Genomic DNA, 15,787 nt, shown 5'->3' with positions numbered 1-15,787 from the left:
CAAGGAGAAGAAAGATGCCCTGGTATGCCTGGTTGATTCTGCTGGTCGCCATCGGCTCGGTGGTCGGCAGCCTGCTCATGCTCAAGGACACGGCGCGCAAGGTGCCCTTGACCGACGAACAGAAATCCAAGATCCGGCAGCGCAATGCCGAGATGGATGCCAAGGAGGCCCAGGACCGCTGATCGCGCGCCCCGCCTCTTCAGACGAAGCCCTGCCGCATCCTGTGCGGCAGGGCTTCGTGGTTTCAGGACTCCAGCGGGACCTTGGTGTTGACGTACTCCGGCACCTCCGCCAGTGGCAGGCTGCGCACCTGCTCGCGGGTCGGTCCCTGGCGTTTGGGTAGCGGCTCCAGGGATTGCGGCTGACCGCTTTCCAGGGCGCGCTCGATGGCCGCCAGCACGCGCACGTCGCGCCAGCCCTCCTCCCCGTCCATCTCCGGCTGACGATCCTCGAGGATGCAATCGGAGAAATAGGCCGTCTCGCCACCGAAGTGATCCACCACCGGGGCCTTGAATTCCTCCGTCTCCCCGTCCACGGTCAGGCGATAGCCGATGGCGACGCCTTCACCGAAACCAAAGCACGGCGAGGCCTCGATCTCGCCCTTGCGGCCCACCAGCTGGAAGCGCTCGGTATTGGGGCCGCTGAAACTGACGGTAAAGCTCGCCAGCCGCTCCTCGGGAAAGCGCAGGGTCACGGTCACGGCATCCCAGGTGGTGATGTCGCGCCCGGGTGTCTGCACCCCGACGGCACTGACTTCGATGGGCTCGTCAGCGAAGAGCGCCCGCACGGCATTGAGTGGATAGGGCCCCATGTCGGTGACGGGGCCGGCCCAGAAACCGCTCTGGGCGCGGTGATTGGCCGTGTCGACCGGCTGGGTGAAGGTCGAGGTGAACAGGCGCGGATCGCCGATCTCGCCATTGCGCACCCGTTCGATCATCTCCACCGTGCCCGGCTCGCAGTGCAGTCGATAGGCGATCATCAACTTGGCCCCGGAGCGCGCGGCCGCGGCGTTGATCGCCTGGCATTCCTCCTCGCTGATCGCCATCGGCTTTTCCAGCAGGACGTGGATACCGGCGTCCAGCGCCGGTACGGCAAATTCCAGATGGCGGAAATTGGGCGTGGCCAGGTAGATCGCATCGATCTCGCCGGAAGACAGCAGCGCCGGGAATTCTTCGTAGGTGTAGCTCTTGAGACCGTACTTGGCGGCTAGATCCCGCGCCTTGACGGGATCGCCGGTGACCAGGGCGGTCATCTCGGAATTGCTGGTCTGCCCGACCCCGGGCATGAAGGCGCCCTGGGAAATCCAGCCACCGCCTACCACCGCATAACGAATCTTACCTGTCGCACTGGGCATGGAACGCTCCCGAATCCAGGCAGACGTTGTGTCCGCCACCTGAACTGTCGGCAAGCGTTGCGGCGAGGAAGTTCCGGACCGACGTTCAGCACCGACCACCTGGCACCCACGGACTAGCGCCGAAAGCGCAATTCGACCTCAGCGCCTTCGAAGTCGTCGCTGCGATCTCGGCTGATCACCCGACCGCCGAGTTCGAAACGACCAGGGTCGCCTTCCTTGCGAAACAACTGCGGCAACAGCCCCGCCTCGGCGACGCTGGTGTCGGCCTTGCCCGAGCCCAGGTGACGCGCGCTCGCCGCCTGGGACGCAGCCGTTTCACCGGGCACGCTGAGGTCGAGTGGATGGGCGACAGCCGGCGCTGGCTTCGGAACGGCAGGCTTCTTGAGCTGGCTGTTCTTGGCTAGGTCCTGTTTCTTCGGTGGCGGTGCCGGCAGCACGAAGGCCTTGGTCGGGAGCGGGTCCAGGCGATAGGCGCGCAGATCGGCGGCGCTGCCCTGGGGCTCGGTTGCCACCGATGGCCTCGGCGCTTCCGGCACTGGAGCCGCTGCCGGAGGCGCCTTGGCCGTGGCCGGCGGTGACTCGTTATCGCAGCCCGCCAACAGCAGGGTCACGGCCAGCGCCGTCGTTGCCAGGTATCCACGCATGGGCTCACCACACTCGGTATATCGCGTCCGGAGCGGAGCACCAGGCGCGACAGGGGTCAGTCTCTACAACCGACTCCGCTGCCCCGCAACGGGTTCCAGGCGTGCCGCTAGGCGGCCAGGCTTTCCTGGCAGAGCTGACGGGCGAGCAGTCCGAGGGTCATCAGCGCCCGCTGGGCATCGCGCCCCCAGGGCAGGCCGCAATTGAGGCGGATGCAGTGATTGAACTGGTCGGTGTTGCTGAAGATCATGCCCGGCGCGATGCTCACCCCCTGGTCCAGGGCGCGCTGATGCAGCATACGGGTGTCCACCCGCACCGGCAGGCTGACCCAGAGGATGAAGCCGCCATTGGGCCGACTCATCTGGGTGCCCTCGGGGAAATGCTCCTGGATCGCCAGCTGGAAGGCGGTCATGTTGCGCCGGTATTCCTGGCGGATGGCCCGCAGGTGGCGGTCATAGCCGCCGTTCTCCAGATAGGCGGAGACGCCCATCTGGGTCACGCTGCAGGCGGAATGGGTGGTGAAGGTCTGCAGGCGGCAGATGTCTTCCTGATAGGGCCCGGCCACCACCCAACCGATGCGGACGCCGGGCGAAATGGTCTTGGAAAAGCTCGAGCAGTAGATGACCCGTCCCTGCTTGTCGAGGGCCTTGAGCGCCTTGGAGCCGCTGTCGTAGGTCAGCTCGCCATAGATGTCGTCCTCGACGATGGCGATGTTGCGCTCGGCCGCCAGCCTGAGCAGCTGCTTCTGCCGCGCCTCTGGCATGCTGCCCCCCAGGGGATTGCTCAGGCGTGCGGCCACCACCAGGGCCTTGACCGGCCACTGGCTCGCGGCCAGTTGCAGCGCCTCCACACTGAGCCCGGTTTCCGGATCGCAGGGGATCTCGATCACCTTGAGCCCCAGCACCTCGGCCAGTTGCAGCAGCCCGTAGTAGGACGGCGACTCGGTGGCGATCAGGTCGCCCGGCTTGGTCAGCACCCGCAGCGACATCTGCAGCGCATCCACGCAGCCATGGGTGATCACCACCTCTTCCGGTCCAACCACCACGCCCGCATCGCGCAGGCGAATGGCGACCTGGCGGCGCAGGGGCTCGTAGCCCGGACTGTGCAGATAGGAAAAGGCCGCGCGGGCCTGGAAACGGGTCACCTTGGACAGTTGCTGGTGCAGGGCCCGCAATGGCAGGTAGTCGGGCTGGGGGACCGCCATGCCCAGGGGCACCACGCCTTCCCGCCGCGATTCCGCCAGCACCTGGTTGATGATGCCGGCACGGGTCACCAGACTGGGCCGTTCCACCGTGGCGATGTCCGGCGTCGGCGCGGTCAGCGCCGGGGTCTGGTGCACATAGAAACCCGATTGCGGCCGGGCCCGGATCAGCCCCTGGTCTTCCAGGGTGGCATAGGCCTGCAGGACGCTGGCATGGCTTACGCCCAACTGCTGACTCAGCTTGCGCACCGAAGGCACTCGCTCGCCGGGCTTGTAGACCCCCGTGCGGATGTCGTTCGCCAGTTGCTGGGCGATGCGCTGATAGAGCAACAGATTGGTCATGGCGTCTTCCTGGACGAAAGCGGAACAGTAGCAGGCTACCCTGAAGGTATACCGGTACAGCTAGGCCTGACCTTAACCCTTCCCTTCCCAGGGCGGCAATGTCCAAAAACGACAAGTAACCGGCGCACTCCTCCTTGACGCCAGGGGCTCTGCCAGAGGGCTTGTCGCACCTATGAAAAAGCCCGCCAAAGGGCGGGCTCTTGCACGTGGATGGGCCTCAGATGGCCTTTTCCAGCTCGGGGATCAATTCGAACAGGTCACCCACCAGGCCGTAGTCGGCCACCTGGAAGATCGGCGCCTCCTCGTCCTTGTTGATGGCGACGATCACCTTGGAATCCTTCATGCCCGCCAGGTGCTGGATTGCACCGGAAATGCCAACGGCGATGTACAGCTGCGGCGCGACGATCTTGCCGGTCTGGCCGACCTGCATGTCGTTGGGCACGAAGCCGGCGTCCACCGCGGCGCGCGAGGCACCCACCGCCGCGCCCAGCTTGTCGGCCAGGGCGTAGAGGATCTTGAAGTTGTCGCCGTTCTGCAGACCGCGACCACCGGAGACCACCACCTTGGCGGCGCCCAGCTCGGGACGGTCGGACTTGGCCAGCTCTTCGCCGACGAAGCTGGAGATGCCGGCGTCCTTGACCACACCGATGGCTTCGATGGCGGCGGAACCGCCCTCGGCGGCGACCGGATCGAAACCGGTGGCGCGCACGGTGATCACCTTGACCGGCGCCGTGGAGCGCACGGTGGCGATGGCGTTGCCGGCATAGATCGGCCGCTTGAAGGTGTCGGCGGATTCGACGGCGATGATCTCGGAGATCTGGTCGACGTCCAGCAGCGCGGCGACGCGCGGCAGGAAGTTCTTGCCGTTGGTGCTGGCAGCGGCCAGCACGTGGCTGTAGTTGGCGGCCAGCTCGACCACCAGCGGCGCGACGTTTTCCGGCAGCTGGTGGGCATAGGCGGCGTTGTCGGCCAGGAGCACCTTGCTGACGCCGGCGACCTTGGCGGCAGCGTCGGCGACCGGCTGGGCATTCTGGCCGGCGACCAGCACATGGATGTCGCCACCGATGGCCTGGGCCGCGGCAACGGTGTTCAGGGTAGCGCCGAAGAGGTTGGCGTTGTCGTGGTCGGCAATGACGAGAATGGCCATCAGATCACCTTAGCTTCGTTCTTGAGTTTTTCGACCAGCTCGGCCACGGACTTGACCTTGATGCCCGCCTGACGACCCGCCGGGGCTTCCACCTTGACCACCTCGTAGGAGGCTTTCACCGCCACGCCCAGGGCGTCCGGGGTCAGGGTTTCCAGCGGCTTCTTCTTGGCCTTCATGATGTTGGGCAGCGAGGCGTAGCGCGGCTCGTTGAGGCGCAGGTCGGTGGTCACCACCGCCGGCAGCTTGAGCGCCACGGTCTGCAGGCCGCCATCGATCTCGCGGGTCACGTTGAGGCCGTCACCCGCCTGCTCCACCTTGGAGGCGAAGGTGCCCTGGGCGAAGCCGGTCAGGGCCGCCAGCATCTGGCCGGTCTGGTTGTTGTCGCTGTCGATGGCCTGCTTGCCGAGGATCACCAGCTGGGGCTGTTCCTTGTCCACCACGGCCTTGAGCAGCTTGGCGGTGGTCAGCGACGACAGCTCGGCAGTGCCGGTGTCGATCAGCACGGCGCGATCGGCGCCCAGTGCCAGGGCGGTACGCAGTTGTTCCTGCGCCTGGGCGGGACCCGCGGTCACGACCACGATCTCGCTGGCGATACCCTTTTCCTTCAGGCGCACCGCTTCTTCCACGGCGATCTCGCAGAAGGGGTTCATGGACATCTTGACGTTGGCCAGGTCGACACCGGTCTGGTCGGCCTTGACGCGGACCTTGACGTTGTAGTCCACCACGCGTTTGACAGCTACGAGAACCTTCATGAATCCCTCGATTTATTCTGGTGAATAAACAGGACGCCAAGGCGGCCTTGCGTTGGACACGACCCCTGCCGCTCCAACCTTGTTGCAAATTCTTCTTATGTTGACCTCCACGGCAGCAGGGGTCAACGCGACAGTCCGTCAGGGGCCGGTAACTCCCGAGTCTAACAGGCTTGCAGAAAATTTAAACAAACGTTTGAATGGGTGCCAGGGAGCACGCGGGATATAATGAAGTCTTTTGTTGCACCCCTACATAAATAACCAGATCGTGAGTTTTGCCTGAGGAGAGTGAGCCGTGGAACGCGAATACATGGAATTCGACGTGGTGATCGTCGGGGCCGGCCCCGCGGGCCTGTCCGCGGCCTGTCGCCTCAAGCAGCAGGCGGCCGAAAAGGGCCAGGAGATCAGCGTCTGCGTGGTCGAGAAAGGCTCCGAGGTCGGTGCCCACATTCTCTCCGGCGCGGTCTTCGAAACCCGCGCCCTGGACGAGCTCTTTCCCAACTGGAAGGAACTCGGCGCGCCCCTGAACACTCCGGTCAAGCGCGACGACATCTACCTGCTCAAGGATGATCGCCAGGCGACCAAGGTGCCGAACTTCTTCGTGCCCAAGCCCATGCACAACGAGGGCAACTACATCATCTCCCTGGGCAATCTCTGCCGCTGGCTGGGCCAGCAGGCCGAAGCCCTGGGCGTGGAGATCTATCCGGGCTTCGCTGCCCAGGAGCCGCTGATCGATGAGCAGGGCGTGGTGCGCGGCATCATCACCGGCGATCTGGGCGTGGATCGCGAAGGCCAGCCCAAGGAGGGGGTCTACACCCCCGGCATGGAGCTGCGCGGCAAGTACACCCTGTTCGCCGAAGGCTGCCGTGGCCATCTGGGCAAGCAGTTGGGCCAGAGATTCAAGCTCGGCGAAGGCGCCGATCCGCAGCACTACGGCATCGGCATCAAGGAGCTGTGGGAGATCGATCCGGCCAAGCACGAGCAGGGTCTGGTGATCCACACCTCCGGCTGGCCGCTGGACAAGGAAAACCCGGGCGGTTCCTTCCTCTATCACCTGGAAGACAACCAGGTGGTGGTCGGCCTGATCGTCGACCTGGCCTACAGCAATCCGCACCTCTCGCCCTATGACGAATTCCAGCGCTACAAGCACCACCCGGTGGTGGCCCAGTACCTGGAAGGTGGCAAGCGCGTCTCCTACGGTGCCCGCGCCCTGGTCAAGGGCGGCCTGAATTCCCTGCCGAAGATGGTTTTCCCCGGTGGCGCCCTGATCGGCTGCGACCTGGGCACCCTCAATCCGGCCAAGATCAAGGGCAGCCACACCGCCATGAAGTCCGGCATGCTCGCCGCCGACGCCATCGTCGCCGCGCTGGCGGCTGGTCGTGAAGGTGACGAACTCCAGGGCTACGTGGACGGCTTCAAGGGCAGCTGGTTGCAGGAAGAACTCCATGCCAGCCGCAACTTCGGCCCGGCCATGCACAAGTTCGGTCCGCTGCTCGGCCCGGCCTTCGCCTTCGTCGAACACAACCTGCTGGGTGGCGCCCTGCCCTTCACCCTGCACGATAGGCGCATGGACCACACCTGCCTGAAGAAAGCCGACGAGGCGCCGCGCATCAGCTATCCCAAGCCGGATGGCAAGCTGAGCTTCGACAAGCTGTCCTCGGTATTCCTCTCCAACACCAACCACGAGGAAGACCAGCCGGTTCACCTGAAGCTCAGGGATCCCTCGATTCCCATCGCGCAGAACCTGCCGCTGTACGACGAACCCGCCCAGCGCTACTGCCCGGCCGGGGTCTACGAGGTGGTCCGCGATGGTGGCGAACCGCGCTTCCAGATCAATGCCCAGAACTGCGTCCACTGCAAGACCTGCGACATCAAGGACCCGGCGCAGAACATCACCTGGGTAGCGCCGGAAGGCAGCGGTGGCCCCAACTACCCCAACATGTAAGCGTTAAAAAAGGGCCCCGAGGGGCCCTTTCTTCATTCAGCGGGCGCGACGGGAAAGAAGCTGCCGCGACTCCAGAGGCCAAGCCAGGAGCGACCCTCGTGGTCACTCTCCTCGACCCTCTCCATCAGCCGATAGAACACCGCCCGATTGAGCCGCGCCTCCAGGCCGCCGCGCACGCGCACATAGGGCGCCGGCTGGTCGTCCTGCTCGGCGAAGCGCAGCGGATGCTCGGCATCGACGGCGACCTTGTCGCCCACGTTCGTAACCAGATCCAGGATCTGCTCCCGGCCACTGCCACGCCATTCGACGTCCACCGCCAGAAAGGGCACGTCCTCCACCTGGATGCCCACGCATTCAACCGGCGTCACCAGCACATAGCGCTCGGGATCACGGCGCAGGATGGTGGAGAACAGCCGCACCATGGCCGGTCGGGTAATGGGGGTGCCCTGGTGATACCAGGTGCCGTCCCGGGCGATGCGCATGTCGATGTCGCCGCAGAACGGCGGGTGCCAGAGCTCCACGGGCGGCAGCCGGCCCTCTTCCGCGGCTGGCAGTTGCGCCAGCAGGTTGCGCGTCACATCGGCCTGGCTCACGTCCCTCTCCTCTAGCGACTGCCCAACCCCAGCAGGCGTTGCGCGTATTGATTGAGCGCCGGTCCGAGCAGGTCCTCCGGACGCTCGTCATAGAACGTCAGGAAGCCGCCACGACTGCGGATCCGCGCCGTGTCCACCAGGCGGAAGGTGGCGACCTCCACCAGCATCATCTGCACGACGCTGCGATCGCGCCCTACCCGGCCGATGTCGTCCTGGTCTTCCCACTCCTCCCAAGTCCCGATGCGATCGTCCGCGCCGGCGAAACGGGTGTAGAGCACATAGTGGGCCCCGAGCTGGCGCGCCTTGGCCATGGCCTCGTCGAAACCCTCCGGCTTGTCCGCCCGGCGCACCCGGGGGAAATACTCCACGAAGCCCTTGAACGCCTCTTCCGCCACCACGTTCGGACGGGCATAGGGATGGCCGAGGGGCACGAAGGCACCCTGGGCTATGTAGATGTAGGAGTCGGCCTGCAGCCGAAAGTTGTTCAGCCGCTGGGTCTTGCTGTAGTCGAGCAGACCTGCGTCGCGCAGGTGGTACTCGACGCCGGACGCCATGTCGCTGACGTTCATGCAGCCACCCAGGCAGGCCAGCAGCACCGATATGAATAGAAAACGCAGTTTGACCATGAAGAGCAGACCCCTGTCCGGCGCCAAGTTGTCGTCGATACAGGGGCCTTAGCAGCTTTCGCGCCAGTTCGAGGCGCAGCCGGCAGATCAGCCGCCGATGATCTTCATGACGGTCACGCCCCCCGAGAAGGCCACCTCCTGCTTGTCGCCCAGCGCCTTGACCAGCAGCCGCTGCAGCGCCGGCAGGGCCAGGTGACGCGGCTTGTCCAGGAGATCGCCAACATAGTGGCGATTGCTCGACGACAGGCAGCCGTGCAGCCAGCCCGTGGACGACAGCCGCAGTCGCGAGCAGGTGCGGCAGAAGGGCACGCTTTCGTTGGCGATGACGCCGAAGTGCCCGCCCGACTCGACGCGATAGCGCAGCGCCGTGGAGTCCACCGGTGCATCGGCCTGCACATAGGCATGGCGCGAACCTATGATCTCCAGCAACTCGGCCAGGGGCACCAGCTGGTTGTTGAAGGTCGCGGGATTCTTGGCCAGGTGCCCCATGCGCATCAGCTCGATGAATCTGAGTTCGAAGCCCCGCTCCAGGCAGTAGTCCAGCAGCGGCAGCACCTGGTCGAGATTCTGGCCGCGCAGGGGCACCATGTTCAGCTTGATCTTGAGACCGGCGGCCCGGGCCGCTTCGAGACCAGCCAGCACCGTGGCCAGATCGCCGCCCCGCGCCAGACGCGGAAAGGCTTCGGCATCGAGGGTGTCGAGGGAGACGTTGAGGCGACGGATGCCGTGATCGATGAGGAAATCCAGCTTGCGTGGCAACAGCTGACCATTGGTGGTCAGGCTGATGTCCTTGAGGCCGAGCTGGGCGACACGGGCAAGAAAGGGTTCCAGCCGCGGTGTGACCAGGGGCTCGCCCCCGGTGATGCGCAGCCGTTCGATACCGGCGGCATCGATGAGGTATTCCACGCCCCGGGCCATGGTTTCGGCACTGAGTTCGTCCTGCGCCGCCACGAGCCGCTTGCCGTTGGGCACGCAGTACGTACAGGCATAGTTGCAGGCCGCCGTGAGGCTGATCCGCAAGTTGCGAAACGCCCTACCCTGGCGGTCGACGATCATCTTGGGGGTACTCCAGTGGGACAAGAGAAAAGGGATGGCGCGGCATCCCTTGCCTCTATCGGACCCTAGGATCGGACAGGCGTTTCGACGTCTCGCTTGCGGCGGTTGCCCATGCGCACGCCGATCTCCATGAGGAACTGGAAGAAACCTTCCTGATCCTCCAGCACGTCGCGCCAGAACGGCGAATGGTAAAGGGCCACGGCCCCGTGCACCAGCGCCCAGGCGGCGCAGTAATGGAAATAGGGCGGCACGTCCTCGAGCTTGCCTTCGTCGATCCGGCCCTCGATCAGACTGGTCAGCCGCTGGAAGTTGGAGGTGCGGATGCTGTGCAGCTGCTCGACCAGTTCGGGCACCTGACGCGTCTTGACCACCTTCTCCTCGAGTCGATCGAACAGGCGATAGCGCTGCGGATCGCTCATGCGGAATTCGAAATAGGCGCGGGAGAGCGCTTCGCGGTCGCGGGCGACGTTGTCCGACTGGAACAGCTCGGCCAGGTCCCGCTCGTAATCCAGCATCAGCCGCAGATAGATCTCGGCCTTGGAATTGAAGTGCTTGTAGATGGTGCCTTTGCCGATACCGACCGCCTCGGCGATCATCTCGACGGTGACGCTGTCTTCTCCTTCGGAGAGGAACAGCTGCAGGGCGGTATCGAGGATTTCCTGTTCGCGGCGACGGAACTCGCGGACTTTGCGGGATTCTTTCTGCATGGCAGCCCACTTGTTGTTTTGAAAAGGGATAGGGCCTTCGAATCGCCAGTCACCCCTCGGCATACCGGCACTTCGTCACACCTTGGGCGAGCTGCACCGAAAGCATCGGTGAACCGCGCGGGCGCGCCCCTTATTATGCCCCATCACACCCAGATTGTACGGATCGAGTCAATGTCTTCCTGGAAGCACGAATTCCCTCAGGCCTATGCCATGAGATACCTCAACCACGCGGCCGTGGCCCCGTGGCCCAAGCGCGCCGCGCAGGCCGTCACCGAATTCGCCGCCGAAAACTGCCAGTACGGTGCGCGCAACTATCCGACCTGGCTGGTCATGGAACAGCGCCTGCGCGATCGCCTGACCCGCCTGCTCAATGCGCCGTCCAGCAGCGACATCGCCCTGGTGAAGAACACCTCGGAAGCGCTCTCCTTCGTCGCCTTCGGCCTCGACTGGCAGAGCGGCGACCAGGTGGTGATCAGTGACGAGGAGTTCCCCTCCAACCGGGTGGTATGGGAAGCCCTGGCCCGCTTTGGCGTCGAGGTGGTGGAAGTCGGCCTGGGTGACACCCCCGAGGCCAATCTGCTGGCCGCCTGCGGCCCGCGTACCCGACTCATGGCCATCAGCGCCGTGCAGTACGCCAGCGGCCTGCGCCTGGACCTGCCCCAGCTGGGCCAGGGCTGCGACGCCAAGGGCGTGCTGCTGTGCGTCGACGCCATCCAGCAACTGGGCGCCCTGCCCTTCGATGCCCAGGCCTGCAACTGCGCCTTCGCCATGGCCGACGGCCACAAGTGGATGCTCGGCCCGGAAGGCCTGGGGGTCTTCTATTGCCGCGCCGATCTGCGCGAGCAGCTGAAGCTGCACGAATACGGCTGGCACATGCTGGACAACGCCGGCGACTACAGCCAGCGCGAATGGCAACCGGCCAAGACGGCGATGCGCTTCGAGTGCGGCAGCCCGAACATGCTCGGTGCGGTGGCCCTGGAGGCGAGTCTGTCGCTGCTGGAGGATGCCGGCATGGAACAGGTGGGCAAGGACCTGCTGGCGCGGATCGAGTTGCTCGACAGCCATATCCGCCGCCTGCCCGGTGCCGTCCTGCACTCACCGGTCAGTGCCGAGCGCCGCTCGGGCATCCTCACCTTCTCGCTCGAGGGCTGGGACAATCGTCAGCTGTTCGAACGTCTCAAGACCGCCGACGTGGTCTGTGCCCAGCGGGGTCCGGGCATCCGCCTGTCGCCACACTTCTATACCAGCGAGCACGTGCTGGAGCAGACGCTGGATCTGGTCGGGGCGCTGGCACGCTTCTAGGAGCCTGAAAGGCCCGGGATAGCCAGTGTCGGGGCAGCGCTATTCCAAAACTGTTTAAAAAACGTCCAATCCCGACTGGACCTTTTCCCGTGCTGGCCAATACTCAAGTGACTGGCCGCATCGACCCCCGCGACGCGGGCCAGGGAGGCGGCTCTCCGTCCAGGCGAACCGCGGTCCGGCCCGGGTATCCCAGGATACCCGGGCCATTTTTTTGCCTACAGCGTGGCGCGGGGGAACAGCCGGCGAAAGTTGGCGGTGGTCTGCTCGGCGAGGGTTTCCAGGGTCACCCCGCGCACGTCGGCCAGGCACTGGGCGACCTCGACCACGAATTGCGGCAGATTGGCCTTGCCGCGGTGGGGCACCGGAGCCAGATAAGGCGAATCGGTTTCCACCAGCAGGCGATCGGCCGGCACCTGGCGCGCGACGTCGCGCAGGTCGGCGGCATTGCGAAAGGTCAGGATGCCGGAAAAGGAGATGTAGAAGCCCAGGTCCAGCGCCGCCTTGGCGGTTGCCCAGTCCTCGGTGAAGCAGTGCAGCACCCCGGCGCCCGGCAGCTCGGCGGCGCCCAGCATGGCCAGCGTATCGGCACGCGCTTCGCGGGTATGGATCACCAGCGGCAGCGCCGTGCGGCGAGCCGCCTCGAGGTGCAGAGCGAAGGAGCGCTGCTGGATCTCGGCGGTATCCGGTTGATAGTGATAGTCGAGGCCGGTCTCGCCGATGGCGGCGACGCGGGGATGGGCCAGCCGTTCCAGCAGCCAGTCGAGATCGATGGCGCTACCCTGGGCGGCATCCAGCGGGTGGATGCCCACCGCGCAGTGGACGTCGGCATAGCGTTCGGCCAGGGCCTGCACCGTGGGTGCGTTGCCGGCATCGACGCCGATGCAGAGGAACTGGCTGACGCCGCGGGCGCGCGCGGCATCCAGCGCTGCGTCCAGGGAGCCGTCGTGAAGGGAAAGATCGAGTCGATCCAGGTGACAGTGGGAGTCGACGAAGTGCACGAGAAATAGCCTTGAATCAGCAGCGACGCCCCGCCCCGGGCGGGACGGCGCAGGCATCACATGGTATGGGTAGGACGGTCCGACTTCAGCGAGCCGGCCAGATAGGTTTCGATCTTGTTGCGCGCGGTATTGTCGCCTTCGTTGAACTGCACGCCGACCCCGGCGGCTCTATTGCCCTGGGCGCCCTTGGGGGTGATCCAGACCACCTTGCCGGCGACCGGGATCTTGTCCGGCTCGTCCATCAGGTTGAGCAGCATGAAGACCTCGTCGCCGAGCTTGTACGTCTTGCCCGTCGGAATGAACAGGCCACCGTTGCGGATGAAGGGCATGTAGGCGGCATAGAGCACCGACTTGTCCTTGATGGTAAGGGACAGGATGCCATTACGGGGGCCCAGGTTCTGCGGCAAACTCATGAGATTCTCTCGAGACAGGCAATACGGACGCACGGATCGCTAGCGTCCGGGCACCAGGCCGGCCCAGCGGATCAACAGCGATTCCAGCAACAATACGCGGTTGAGGTTGGCTTTGCCCAGCACCTTCTGCCGCTCGGCATGCAGCCATTCCTGCAGGGCCAGCACCGCCTGCGGCGCGCTCTTCTCGGCCAGATAACCCAGCACCTTGGCCATGTCCGGTGCGGCTTCGGCATCCGCGCCACCCCACTGCTGGCGCAGGACGCCATGGGTCCATTCGCAGAACCAGTCGAGCAGCAGCGGCAGCGGCACGGCGTTCCAGCTCTCGGCCAGCTGACTGGGCGCCGCCTGGCGCTTGAGCAGGCGTTTCACCCCCTCCACCACCAGCGCCCGGCGGGCCAGCACGTCCTCGCCATGCAGGCGCAGGGCCGCCAGCGGCGAACCGCCGGCCAGCACCAGCAACTGGATGCGGATCTCTTCCTCGACGTCCGGCAAGCGCTCGCCCAGCCAGGCAAGGCTCTCGACGCGCGAGGGCACCGGACAGGCCTGCTGCACGCAACGGCTGCGCACGGTGGGCAGCAGGCGACTCGGCTGGTGACTTACCAGCAGCAGCACCGTAGCGCCCGAGGGCTCTTCCAGACTCTTGAGCAGGGCGTTGGCGGCATTGAGGTTCATCGCCTCGACCGGCTCCAGGAGGATCAGCTTGCGTCCGCCCAGCTGGGCGGTCTGGGTGACGAAGTCCACCAGGCCGCGAATCTGGTCGACACGGATGGGCTTCTCCGGCTCTTCCGGCTGGATCACGCAGTAATCGGGATGGGTCCCGGCCCTGAGCAGGGAACAGGCCTTGCACTGACCGCAGGCGTCATCGCCCTGGGGTGCCTGGCACAGCAGTAGGGCGGCCAGGCGCTCGGCCAGGTCGCGCTTGCCGATACCACGCGGGCCATGCAGCAGATAGGCATGGGGATGCTGCCGCCGGGGCGAGATCCGCGCCCAGAGTTCCTGCTGCCAGGGATAGACGTCAGCCACCAAGCGTCGACTCCAGGGTGGCGACCAGGGCGCGCAGATCCGCCTGTACCTTGGCGAGACTGCGCGAGGCATCGATCAGGCGATAGCGGGCCGGCACGGCCCGGGCGCGATCCAGATAGGTCTGGCGCACCGCCTCGAAGAAGGCGCGCTGCTCCTGCTCGAATCTGTCCAGGGCGCCACGCCGGGCGGCACGGGCCAGGCCGATGTCCACCGGCAGATCGAACACCAGGGTCAGATCGGGTTGCAGATCGCCCAGCACGAAGGCCTCCAGGGTGGCGATGCGCTCGACGGGTACGCCGCGACCACCGCCCTGGTAGGCATAGGTCGCATCGACGAAGCGGTCGCAGAGCACCAGGGCGCCACGCGCCAGGGCGGGCCGGATGACCTGGGCCAGGTGCTGGGCGCGCGCGGCGAACATCAGCAGCAATTCGGTATCCACGGCCATGGGCTCGGCCGCCGGCGCCAGCAGGATCTCGCGGATGCGCTCGGCCAGCGGCGTACCACCCGGCTCGCGGGTCAGCACCACCTCACGCCCGCTGGCGCCGAGGAGTTCGGCGAGATAGTCGCGGTTGGTGCTCTTGCCCGCGCCCTCGGGGCCTTCGAGGGTGATGAACAGGCCGTTTGCCGTCATGGTGTTTCCTTGGTTTCGGGCGTCTGCGGAGCGGGACTGGAGCGATAGTCGGAGCGCCGCTTGAGCTGGAAGTCGCGAACCGCCTGGTTATGGGCCTCCAGATCCCTGGAAAAGACATGGCTGCCGTCGCCACGGGCGACGAAGTACAGGCTGTCGCCGTCCTTGGGATGCAGCGCCGCATGGATGGCTTCGCGACCGGGCATGGCAATCGGTGTCGGCGGCAATCCCGCGTTGAGATAGGTGTTGTAGGGCGACGGCTCGCGCAGATCGGCACGGGTGATGCGGCCGTTGTAGCGCTCGCCCATGCCGTAGATCACCGTGGGATCGGTCTGCAGCAGCATGCCAGCCGCCAGCCGCCGGACGAACACCCCGGCGATCTCGTCGCGCTCCTCGGGCACGCCGGTTTCCTTCTCCACCAGCGAGGCCATGATCAGCGCCTGGTAGGCGTCCTTATAGGGGACCGCGGGATCCCGGGCCTGCCACTCCTGATCGAGCACGGCCTGCAGACGCTGGCTGGCCTGGCGCAACAGATCCGATTCGCGCTGGCCCTTCACATAGCGATAGGTATCGGGAAAGAAGCGACCCTCGGGGTGCTGGCCGTCCAGGCCCAGGCGTTTCATCAGGGCGGCATCGTCCAGCTCGGCGGTATCGTGGTCGAGCTTGGGCTGGCGCGCCAGCGCGGCGCGGACCTGGCGGATGTTCCAGCCTTCCACCAGGGTGAGGCCGTACTGCACCACCTCGCCCTTGCGCCAGAGGCCGAACAGCTCCTCTACCGTCATGCCCGGGGTCAAACGGTATTCGCCGCTGTGCAGCGTCTGCCCGGCCAGATTGAAGCGCCAGTAGAGGCGCAGCCAGAAGGCACCGTCGAGTACGCCCTGCTCTTCCAGGCGCAGCAGACTGCCGCCCGGGGTCCCGCCCTTGGGGATCTCGATCAGTTGCTCGCCTTCGACTTTCAGCGGCTGAATCAGCGCCTGGTGCTGGCGCCAACCGGCCAGGACCAGCAGCAGGCCACCGGCGGCCAATACCGCCGTAAGCAGAGCTCTCGCCTTGCGCATCGG

General features: G+C 65.7%; 17 protein-coding genes. 3 read left to right on the top strand and 14 right to left on the bottom strand.

Annotated elements, in window-relative coordinates; all coding sequences use genetic code 11:
• The first annotated feature begins 14 nt into the window (after positions 1 to 14).
• The gene (locus FHR73_RS01180; protein WP_017641898.1) at positions 15 to 182 is read left to right on the top strand and encodes a DUF2897 family protein; all 168 of its coding nucleotides are present in this window, start codon (positions 15 to 17) and stop codon (positions 180 to 182) included.
• A 62-nt stretch (positions 183 to 244) separates the two neighbouring features.
• Here the strand turns inward: FHR73_RS01180 and FHR73_RS01175 are convergent, their stop codons facing one another.
• The 5 genes from FHR73_RS01175 to FHR73_RS01155 form a co-directional block, all read right to left on the bottom strand.
• Positions 245 to 1,354 (bottom strand): Gfo/Idh/MocA family protein, encoded by a 1,110-nt coding sequence (locus tag FHR73_RS01175; RefSeq protein ID WP_183628903.1) that lies wholly within the window; start codon positions 1,352 to 1,354, stop codon positions 245 to 247.
• Between the two features lie 113 nt (positions 1,355 to 1,467).
• Positions 1,468 to 1,998 (bottom strand): hypothetical protein, encoded by a 531-nt coding sequence (locus FHR73_RS01170; RefSeq protein WP_221191391.1) that lies wholly within the window; start codon positions 1,996 to 1,998, stop codon positions 1,468 to 1,470.
• A 107-nt stretch (positions 1,999 to 2,105) separates the two neighbouring features.
• Positions 2,106 to 3,539: a PLP-dependent aminotransferase family protein gene (locus FHR73_RS01165; RefSeq protein ID WP_183628901.1), complete on the bottom strand. Its 1,434-nt coding sequence runs from the start codon at positions 3,537 to 3,539 to the stop codon at positions 2,106 to 2,108.
• Positions 3,540 to 3,756: 217 nt separating this feature from the next.
• Positions 3,757 to 4,686, bottom strand: coding sequence for an electron transfer flavoprotein subunit alpha/FixB family protein (locus FHR73_RS01160; protein WP_183628899.1), 930 nt, complete (start codon positions 4,684 to 4,686; stop codon positions 3,757 to 3,759).
• Positions 4,686 to 5,438, bottom strand: a complete 753-nt coding sequence (locus tag FHR73_RS01155) for an electron transfer flavoprotein subunit beta/FixA family protein (RefSeq protein ID WP_027599021.1) — start codon at positions 5,436 to 5,438, stop codon at positions 4,686 to 4,688. The genes FHR73_RS01160 and FHR73_RS01155 overlap by 1 nt, the downstream gene beginning before the upstream one ends.
• Before the next feature lie 292 nt (positions 5,439 to 5,730).
• Between FHR73_RS01155 and FHR73_RS01150 the strand changes: the two genes are divergently transcribed.
• Positions 5,731 to 7,380 carry an electron transfer flavoprotein-ubiquinone oxidoreductase gene (locus FHR73_RS01150; RefSeq protein WP_183628897.1) on the top strand — a complete coding sequence of 550 codons (1,650 nt, stop codon included), beginning with the start codon at positions 5,731 to 5,733 and terminating at the stop codon, positions 7,378 to 7,380.
• A gap of 32 nt (positions 7,381 to 7,412) precedes the next feature.
• Here FHR73_RS01150 and FHR73_RS01145 read toward each other — a convergent pair whose 3' ends face one another.
• The 4 genes from FHR73_RS01145 to FHR73_RS01130 all read right to left on the bottom strand — a co-directional run bounded on the left by FHR73_RS01145 (position 7,413) and on the right by FHR73_RS01130 (position 10,362).
• Positions 7,413 to 7,973 (bottom strand): DUF1285 domain-containing protein, encoded by a 561-nt coding sequence (locus FHR73_RS01145; protein WP_183628895.1) that lies wholly within the window; start codon positions 7,971 to 7,973, stop codon positions 7,413 to 7,415.
• An 11-nt stretch (positions 7,974 to 7,984) separates the two neighbouring features.
• Positions 7,985 to 8,599, bottom strand: a complete 615-nt coding sequence (locus tag FHR73_RS01140; protein ID WP_183628893.1) for a DUF4823 domain-containing protein — start codon at positions 8,597 to 8,599, stop codon at positions 7,985 to 7,987.
• An 87-nt stretch (positions 8,600 to 8,686) separates the two neighbouring features.
• The gene (locus FHR73_RS01135; protein ID WP_183628892.1) at positions 8,687 to 9,655 is read right to left on the bottom strand and encodes a GTP 3',8-cyclase MoaA; all 969 of its coding nucleotides are present in this window, start codon (positions 9,653 to 9,655) and stop codon (positions 8,687 to 8,689) included.
• A 65-nt stretch (positions 9,656 to 9,720) separates the two neighbouring features.
• Positions 9,721 to 10,362: a TetR/AcrR family transcriptional regulator gene (locus FHR73_RS01130; RefSeq protein ID WP_007160588.1), complete on the bottom strand. Its 642-nt coding sequence runs from the start codon at positions 10,360 to 10,362 to the stop codon at positions 9,721 to 9,723.
• 171 nt (positions 10,363 to 10,533) lie between these two features.
• On the opposite strand from FHR73_RS01130, the gene FHR73_RS01125 reads away from it, so the two are divergent.
• Positions 10,534 to 11,664: an aminotransferase class V-fold PLP-dependent enzyme gene (locus FHR73_RS01125; protein WP_183628891.1), complete on the top strand. Its 1,131-nt coding sequence runs from the start codon at positions 10,534 to 10,536 to the stop codon at positions 11,662 to 11,664.
• A gap of 215 nt (positions 11,665 to 11,879) precedes the next feature.
• Here the strand turns inward: FHR73_RS01125 and FHR73_RS01120 are convergent, their stop codons facing one another.
• The 5 genes from FHR73_RS01120 to mltG are packed head-to-tail and all read right to left on the bottom strand — an operon-like array spanning position 11,880 to position 15,784.
• On the bottom strand, positions 11,880 to 12,662 hold the full coding sequence (locus tag FHR73_RS01120; RefSeq protein ID WP_183628890.1) for a TatD family hydrolase: 783 nt from the start codon (positions 12,660 to 12,662) through the stop codon (positions 11,880 to 11,882).
• Between the two features lie 56 nt (positions 12,663 to 12,718).
• Positions 12,719 to 13,075, bottom strand: coding sequence for a PilZ domain-containing protein (locus FHR73_RS01115; protein WP_017641886.1), 357 nt, complete (start codon positions 13,073 to 13,075; stop codon positions 12,719 to 12,721).
• A gap of 39 nt (positions 13,076 to 13,114) precedes the next feature.
• Positions 13,115 to 14,098: a DNA polymerase III subunit delta' gene (locus FHR73_RS01110; protein ID WP_183630163.1), complete on the bottom strand. Its 984-nt coding sequence runs from the start codon at positions 14,096 to 14,098 to the stop codon at positions 13,115 to 13,117.
• Positions 14,091 to 14,729, bottom strand: coding sequence for a dTMP kinase (gene tmk / locus FHR73_RS01105; protein WP_183628889.1), 639 nt, complete (start codon positions 14,727 to 14,729; stop codon positions 14,091 to 14,093). The genes FHR73_RS01110 and tmk overlap by 8 nt, the downstream gene beginning before the upstream one ends.
• Complete coding sequence (gene mltG, locus FHR73_RS01100; RefSeq protein WP_183628888.1) at positions 14,726 to 15,784, bottom strand: endolytic transglycosylase MltG; 1,059 nt, start codon at positions 15,782 to 15,784, stop codon at positions 14,726 to 14,728. The genes tmk and mltG overlap by 4 nt, the downstream gene beginning before the upstream one ends.
• Positions 15,785 to 15,787 lie beyond the last annotated feature (3 nt).

Source organism: Pseudomonas sp. AS2.8, from assembly GCF_014190935.1.
Taxonomy (GTDB): Bacteria; Pseudomonadota; Gammaproteobacteria; order Pseudomonadales; family Pseudomonadaceae; genus Chryseomonas.
The sequence above is the reverse complement of the archived record's forward strand: the minus strand, read 5'-3'. Positions and strand labels throughout refer to the sequence as shown.

Coding starts and splice junctions, on each gene's coding strand:
- FHR73_RS01135 (WP_183628892.1), bottom strand. CDS start 9,655: ATGATCGTCGACCGCCAGGGTAGGGCGTTTCGCAACTTGCGGATCAGC.
- FHR73_RS01170 (WP_221191391.1), bottom strand. CDS start 1,998: ATGCGTGGATACCTGGCAACGACGGCGCTGGCCGTGACCCTGCTGTTG.
- FHR73_RS01160 (WP_183628899.1), bottom strand. CDS start 4,686: ATGGCCATTCTCGTCATTGCCGACCACGACAACGCCAACCTCTTCGGC.
- FHR73_RS01175 (WP_183628903.1), bottom strand. CDS start 1,354: ATGCCCAGTGCGACAGGTAAGATTCGTTATGCGGTGGTAGGCGGTGGC.
- mltG (WP_183628888.1), bottom strand. CDS start 15,784: ATGCGCAAGGCGAGAGCTCTGCTTACGGCGGTATTGGCCGCCGGTGGC.
- tmk (WP_183628889.1), bottom strand. CDS start 14,729: ATGACGGCAAACGGCCTGTTCATCACCCTCGAAGGCCCCGAGGGCGCG.
- FHR73_RS01125 (WP_183628891.1), top strand. CDS start 10,534: ATGTCTTCCTGGAAGCACGAATTCCCTCAGGCCTATGCCATGAGATAC.
- FHR73_RS01115 (WP_017641886.1), bottom strand. CDS start 13,075: ATGAGTTTGCCGCAGAACCTGGGCCCCCGTAATGGCATCCTGTCCCTT.
- FHR73_RS01180 (WP_017641898.1), top strand. CDS start 15: ATGCCCTGGTATGCCTGGTTGATTCTGCTGGTCGCCATCGGCTCGGTG.
- FHR73_RS01140 (WP_183628893.1), bottom strand. CDS start 8,599: ATGGTCAAACTGCGTTTTCTATTCATATCGGTGCTGCTGGCCTGCCTG.
- FHR73_RS01130 (WP_007160588.1), bottom strand. CDS start 10,362: ATGCAGAAAGAATCCCGCAAAGTCCGCGAGTTCCGTCGCCGCGAACAG.
- FHR73_RS01165 (WP_183628901.1), bottom strand. CDS start 3,539: ATGACCAATCTGTTGCTCTATCAGCGCATCGCCCAGCAACTGGCGAAC.
- FHR73_RS01155 (WP_027599021.1), bottom strand. CDS start 5,438: ATGAAGGTTCTCGTAGCTGTCAAACGCGTGGTGGACTACAACGTCAAG.